Source organism: Microcoleus sp. PH2017_12_PCY_D_A (genome assembly GCF_020738565.1).
Taxonomy (GTDB): Bacteria; Cyanobacteriota; Cyanobacteriia; order Cyanobacteriales; family Microcoleaceae; genus Microcoleus.
Window position 1 is genome coordinate 1 of the sequence record NZ_JAEQCI010000209.1, and the last position, 4,939, is coordinate 4,939.

Here is a 4,939-nt window from a genome sequence, read left to right on the forward strand (position 1 = left end):
GAAAAAAGCCTCAAATGATTGCAGAGCAATTATTTGAGGTTTTGAGAATTCTGAATTCTTTTGAAATTAAATCCGATCGAATATCTGCGGAATGTGGGTCAGAAAATATGTTGATACTGCCGAGTGTATCGCCGCCTGCATCTTGTACGAGTGCCGCCCAAAGCCAAACATCGATCGAACTACCGTCTTTTTTTAGCAAAGACAATTCCAAACCGTTTTCCAGTTTGCCATTACCCGCAGACTTCAGCAGCGCGTAAAAATCTTGCTTTTGTCCTTCAGGAATATTCGGCAATGGTTGCCCCAAAACCTCAGCAGCAGTCCAGCCAAAAAGTTCTTCGGCGGCGCGGTTCCAAACAAGGGTGCGGCCGTCATTGCCGGTACAGTTAATCGCCAGCGGCGCCGATGCCATCTGCGCTTGCAAAACTTCATTAACTTGTTGCAGTTTAAATTCTACTTGCTTGCGATCGGTAATTTCCTGACAAGCGCCCCACAAACGGACAACCCGTCCTTCAGTTTTGTCCCACACCACTTGCCAACAGTCCCGCACCCACCGCACTTCACCTTTTTGATTAATAATGCGGTACTCGTTGGCTCCCGTGCGGCTGAAAGTACAGCCTTCTAACTGCTTAATTAATATTTCCCTGTCGTCGGGATGAACGAGCTCGGAGTTCCACCAACCAAACGATTCTAATTTTTCAGGAACGCGACCGGCGCAGCGCTCAAAAGCTTCTGTAGCCCACTCGCAGGCAAACTTGCCGTCTGGCAGTACCTTAAAAGAATAGGCAAAATCCGAAGTAATTTTCGACATAACTATGTAGTGCGATTCCGACTCCCGGACTGCGATTTCTGCTTGCTTGCGTTCGCCGATTTCCCGCGAATTAATTACGATTCCCTGCACGCTAGAATCGTGAAGCAAACTGTTGCCGATCGCCTCCAAGTAGATCCAAGAACCGTTAGCGTGGCGTTTCCGATATTCGATCGGCCTCCCAACTCCGGGATATTCTAGCAAATTGCCAAAATACGCCCGCCAAGCCAGCAAATCGTCTGGATGCATTAACTCGCCGTGAAACTTGCCAATTCTCTCTTCTGGCTTGTAACCCAAAACACTCTCTAGGGCTGCGCTGTGATATCGGACTCGCCCGTCGGCGCCGACAATGCTAATTATATCTGGAGAATGGCGCAGCACTGTTTGCAGTTTTGCTTCGCTTTTAGTGAATGCTTGATTGTCCCGGCGGTGCTGGCTGATTTCTTTGTCCAACTTTTCCTGTAGCTGTCTGAGTTGGGATCCTTGCTGCGCGATAGTGCGTTCCAAAAGGCGATTTAAATTTTCCGCCTCAACTAACTTTGCTGCATTATTTGTCGCACTTTCAAACTGGCGGCCCGCTGCCATTTCCTGCAAAGAATTTGACAGATTTTCCACAGTTTTTGTTAAAATTGCCTGTTGTGGAGGTGGCAAATGGTTAACTTGTTCCTGCAACGTTTCTAGGTATTTGTAAATTGTTTCTAGCATTTTATTAATTAGGGAATCTAATAGTTGCCACAGGTGCAAACTCTAAAAAGCGCACAGATTTTTTTTTAAGGTAACGATAACAAAGAGTGATGTATGGCGATCGACCGCGATCTTAATCACCAGCGATTTCGTCACTTTATTTTCAGATCATAGCAACCGACACAGAAATTAAATTATTGTGGCGATCGCTTGTGCCTGCCCAGCAGCACCCGAGGTAGCAGTGCTCGGGCGAGAGTCGGCAACCCGCCTATCCAGTGAATGTGGGCCTTCTCGCGCTTAAGCTAAACTAGATGGGTGTAAATAGAAAGAGAGACTTATGACAGAGCCAGCCAACGCTCGCGATTTATTTCGCGCTGCTTACGAACACCGTTACACCTGGGATGCCAACTTTCCCGGTTACAGCGCCGATATTGAACTCAAACAAGGCGACGAAGTATATACGGGTCATGTTTCTATCAAACCAGACATGACAGTGGAAGTCAGCGGCATTGCAGACGAGGAAGTAAAGCAGAGCGTTTACACCCAAATGCGCGATATTGTGACTCACCGCAAGCGATCGACATTTGAAAAATCCCACGGCAAAAACAGCTTCACCCTCGGCGAGAAGGACAGCACCGACGCTGTGGATATTTTAGTGCAAGGCGACTCAATGGGGTCGAATTACAAAATCAGAGGTCTGTCAATTTGTCAAGTCAGCCGGGTGATGGGGCGCATGGCTTTCGTCATTGACACGCACAACAGCTTAGAGACACCCGAAGGTTCTTTGGCCAGCCACTACGATGCCGTTTTCCGCAACCCCGAAACCAACGAAATCATCAGAGAACTGGAATTTGAAGATACCTTTGACAAGATAGGCGACTATTATGTCATGACCAAGCAAGTAGTGCGATCGAAAGAAAAAGGTCAACTGACAACAACCGAGTTTAACTATTCCAACGTCAAACTGTTAGAACCAGCAGTAGTCTAGGGTTATACAATTTTCGATTTGCGATTTGCGATTGGCGGTTGGCAATGACTGATGACAGCCGGGCTGGGAAGAGTTCCTAAAGTTGCATTACTTTTGGAAACTGCTATTAATTGCAAAATCCGTTTTCTTGCTGAAAGCGGGTTTTGCGATTAATGTATCGGGCTAAACTTGATTTAGCGGCAAGTAACGGTACGATCGAACTTTCATCAACTGCAAGAAATCATCACAGAGGCAAAAATATGACGACACTAGCACTAACCAGAGATAACGTCGAAACAGTTCTCGATGAAATGCGCCCCTACTTAATATCTGACGGCGGCAACGTCGAACTCGTCGAAATCGACGGCCCAGTCGTGCACCTGAGACTGCAAGGAGCTTGCGGCTCTTGCCCCAGTTCCACAATGACTCTGAGAATGGGCATTGAACGCCGCCTGCGCGAGGCTATCCCTGAAATTTCTGAAGTCGAACAGGTAATGTAGCTCAGTAACGAGTAATTCACACTCGCTGCCCTTTAACCTGGTAATGAGTCTGAATTCTCTATTCTGCGATGTCACAGCACTCTATGCTTGTATTCAGCAAAGCCTATGGAGTCGTCACTAACCCCAGCCTTAAGGCATGGGGCTTGAAAGAGGAAGACTCACCACTTTCTTAATTCAAGACTAAAACAGTGTCTAGCCTGCGTCTTCAAGACAAACTGAGCCATCTGGGAGTGGTATCCCAACTGACGTTAAGAATGCTTCCCTAGTTTTTAACCGCTCAGATGTGCCAGTGGCGAAGGGAAATATATACCTAGTAATAGGGCTTATTGCAAATGTTTGTTCCAGTTTTAGATAGCGAAAATAGACCGCTAATGCCGACAACTCCAAGCAGGGCAAAGCGTTGGATTAAGTCTGGCAAGGCAACACCATTTTGGAAAAAAGGAGTGTGGGGTGTTCGACTCAATGTAGAACCATCCAACACGCACCGCCAACCGATAGCGGTTGGTATTGATCCCGGTTCAAAGAGAGAAGCCTTTACAGTCAAATCCAAAGCTCATACCTACCTCAACGTGCAAACTCATGCCGTCGATTGGGTGAAAGACCGTGCCTGCAGATTGTAAGTTTTTGTCTTACAACTCGTGGCGTATTGCAAATTAATTGTAAAGCCGTCCTATAAGGACGGGGTTTCAAACCCAGGATTTTTGATGAAAAACGATGAACTCGACCCCTTCTCCCCAGAACTTTCTGCACAGGATTCGCAAGCAGCTCGGATTTGCAAAGTACGTGTTGTTGGACGGTGGACATCGCGAAGTCCGCTACAAATGGCGGCTCGATAGTCTGAATCGTTGGGCGGGGAACCTGCTCGACAAACTGTCGTCCGAGGGCGTCCTCAGTCCGATCGAGACTCCTGTGGCATCGGATGTGGAACTTCATATGCTCTGCGGTCATTCCAACGTAACGATGGGAATCTGGAGCTTGTGGAGCCTGCTGCGATGGGCAGACGGCAAGATGACCCCAGTCATCCAATCCGACGGTTCCATCACCCCGGAAGATGTCTTGCGGTTTCGGAAGTTCTTTCCCCACGTCCGATTCCTCTTCCCCGAAGACGCGAAGCGGTTGGTGGAGCAGCGGTTGGCCGGGAGCGAGTTTGAATTCTTGCGAAGCTTCTCTCACACTCACTTTTTCGGCTCGCGGCTCCTTGCTTCTCATATGTCAGAGCAGGCCCGAGTGGTGGTTGGTATAGACTCCGATGTCTTGGTATTCGATCGCCCCACTGAGGTTCTCGAACAATGTGCCGTGGCCCACAACAGCCCCGCTCTCACCAGCTTCCGCGACGAATTTGACTGGGTGACGGTATGCGCTCCGGTGAACGAGATCGAGGCGCGGTGCGGGACTCGCATTGAATGCAGTTTCAACGGCGGCCTGGTCGTTCTGCCCAAATTTGGGGACGAGCAGTTTAGCTTTATGGAGCGGATGCTGCGGGCATATACGCCGGAATGGCGCGCCCATTATTTTGCAGAGCAAATGCTGTTGGCGCTGACGGCGGGGGAGTTCGGGTGGAATGAACTGCCAGTTTCGTATCAGATGGGACAGGAGACAAATTCTCCCGATGCGATCGCGATCCACTACATCTCGAACCACGCAGTCCGTCCCCGATACTTCTCCGAGGGAGTGGCCCGGCTAGTTGGGCAACAGCGGTGATGCACCCCGCCTCAAAGATTAGGGCTCAATTTTAGCAGTATTTGTGAAGTAGTAAATCTACAGGCAGAGCAAAACCCAAAAAGTAGCAAGTTGACAGCACGGCTGCAAGTAACGCTAAAAGCAGAAGTTTAGCTTGAATATCTTGCACCAAAGAATTTACTTTTTCGCAGCACAGACCATAGCTAGGGCTTGCCGAAAAAGCCTAAAACCTTTACAGAGAAAGACTTTGACTGGTTTGAACGCTCCGCGTGTGCAAGCTTATGAGCTAAAATCTGTCCAAAG

General features: G+C 48.7%; 5 protein-coding genes. 4 read left to right on the forward strand and 1 reads right to left on the reverse strand.

Going from position 1 to position 4,939, the window contains the following annotated elements; genetic code table 11:
- Nucleotides 1-10: 10 nt before the first annotated feature.
- Nucleotides 11-1,510: a PAS domain S-box protein gene (locus JGK39_RS32470; protein ID WP_293298882.1), complete on the reverse strand. Its 1,500-nt coding sequence runs from the start codon at nucleotides 1,508-1,510 to the stop codon at nucleotides 11-13.
- A gap of 316 nt (nucleotides 1,511-1,826) precedes the next feature.
- Between JGK39_RS32470 and JGK39_RS32475 the strand changes: the two genes are divergently transcribed.
- The 4 genes from JGK39_RS32475 to JGK39_RS32490 all read left to right on the forward strand — a co-directional run bounded on the left by JGK39_RS32475 (nucleotide 1,827) and on the right by JGK39_RS32490 (nucleotide 4,657).
- The gene (locus JGK39_RS32475; RefSeq protein ID WP_293246518.1) at nucleotides 1,827-2,477 is read left to right on the forward strand and encodes a DUF3386 domain-containing protein; all 651 of its coding nucleotides are present in this window, start codon (nucleotides 1,827-1,829) and stop codon (nucleotides 2,475-2,477) included.
- A gap of 239 nt (nucleotides 2,478-2,716) precedes the next feature.
- Entirely contained in the window at nucleotides 2,717-2,956 is a 240-nt protein-coding gene (locus JGK39_RS32480) for a NifU family protein (protein WP_193975189.1), read from the forward strand.
- 332 nt (nucleotides 2,957-3,288) lie between these two features.
- Nucleotides 3,289-3,576, forward strand: coding sequence for an RRXRR domain-containing protein (locus JGK39_RS32485; RefSeq protein WP_293246521.1), 288 nt, complete (start codon nucleotides 3,289-3,291; stop codon nucleotides 3,574-3,576).
- A 94-nt stretch (nucleotides 3,577-3,670) separates the two neighbouring features.
- Complete coding sequence (locus tag JGK39_RS32490; protein ID WP_293246527.1) at nucleotides 3,671-4,657, forward strand: hypothetical protein; 987 nt, start codon at nucleotides 3,671-3,673, stop codon at nucleotides 4,655-4,657.
- Nucleotides 4,658-4,939: the final 282 nt, after the last annotated feature.

What these genes read in the sequence shown, in the direction of transcription:
- JGK39_RS32470 (WP_293298882.1), bottom strand. Translation starts at nt 1,510, where the DNA reads ATGCTAGAAACAATTTACAAATACCTAGAAACGTTGCAGGAACAAGTT.
- JGK39_RS32475 (WP_293246518.1), top strand. Translation starts at nt 1,827, where the DNA reads ATGACAGAGCCAGCCAACGCTCGCGATTTATTTCGCGCTGCTTACGAA.
- JGK39_RS32480 (WP_193975189.1), top strand. Translation starts at nt 2,717, where the DNA reads ATGACGACACTAGCACTAACCAGAGATAACGTCGAAACAGTTCTCGAT.
- JGK39_RS32485 (WP_293246521.1), top strand. Translation starts at nt 3,289, where the DNA reads ATGTTTGTTCCAGTTTTAGATAGCGAAAATAGACCGCTAATGCCGACA.
- JGK39_RS32490 (WP_293246527.1), top strand. Translation starts at nt 3,671, where the DNA reads ATGAACTCGACCCCTTCTCCCCAGAACTTTCTGCACAGGATTCGCAAG.